Source organism: Aeromonas sp. QDB11, from assembly GCF_027705265.1.
GTDB classification, from domain to species: domain Bacteria; phylum Pseudomonadota; class Gammaproteobacteria; order Enterobacterales; family Aeromonadaceae; genus Aeromonas; species Aeromonas allosaccharophila.
Window position 1 is genome coordinate 1 of record NZ_JAPDBM010000226.1, and the last position, 652, is coordinate 652.

At 58.3% G+C, this 652-nt stretch carries 1 protein-coding gene; it reads left to right on the plus strand.

Annotation, left to right across the window (positions count from 1 at the left end; genetic code table 11):
- Positions 1-137 precede the first annotated feature (137 nt).
- Complete coding sequence (locus OKC40_RS22790) at positions 138-632, plus strand: hypothetical protein (RefSeq protein ID WP_043852061.1); 495 nt, start codon at positions 138-140, stop codon at positions 630-632.
- Positions 633-652 lie beyond the last annotated feature (20 nt).

Consider the following 652-nt stretch of genomic DNA (forward strand, 5'->3'; position numbering starts at 1 on the left):
CGCAGAGCAGGCGCACGAATAACGCCAGCATCCCCAAACCCGGATCATCCGCGCCAACACCATGATCCGGATATTCCAACACTACCCACTGGGCCACCTCACTGCAGGTGGCCTTTTGCATTTCAAGGAATCACCCCATGTCTGCCTTCATGATCGATCGCAAGGATTACCTAGCCTTTGCCGTACAGTTACACCGCTTTTGCAATGCCCCGATGCCACCGCACTACATCCTTGAGTTGCTGCGCACCCTCTGGTGGAACTCGCCAATGGATGTCACCAGTACCTGGACGTGGCGGGTAGACCGGCTGGTACGGCTGATGATGCTCGCCAACCGGCGTGCAGTCTGGCATCGCTATCAGCTGGGGCGTCATCAACCACTTCAGCACCGCTCTACCAAGCTGAGTCCGCTTAAACCTGCCCACCGTTACCACCAGGCTCCACTCACCGATAGCGAGCTGGTGGCCCTCTACAAGTTCACCTGCTGCGCCCTGTACCAATCGAGCGAATGGACCGGGAGCCCTGAGCAGGCACCTCGGCTTGTGAAGGTACTACAGCAGTTGCAACAGGCTCTCGCACAAGACGTGCTGACCCGGCTGTCACTGTGGGAGCAAGCACCCTGGGGAGAGATGTGATGGATCTCTACATCACCCTG

What these genes read in the sequence shown, in the direction of transcription:
- OKC40_RS22790 (WP_043852061.1), top strand. Translation starts at nt 138, where the DNA reads ATGTCTGCCTTCATGATCGATCGCAAGGATTACCTAGCCTTTGCCGTA.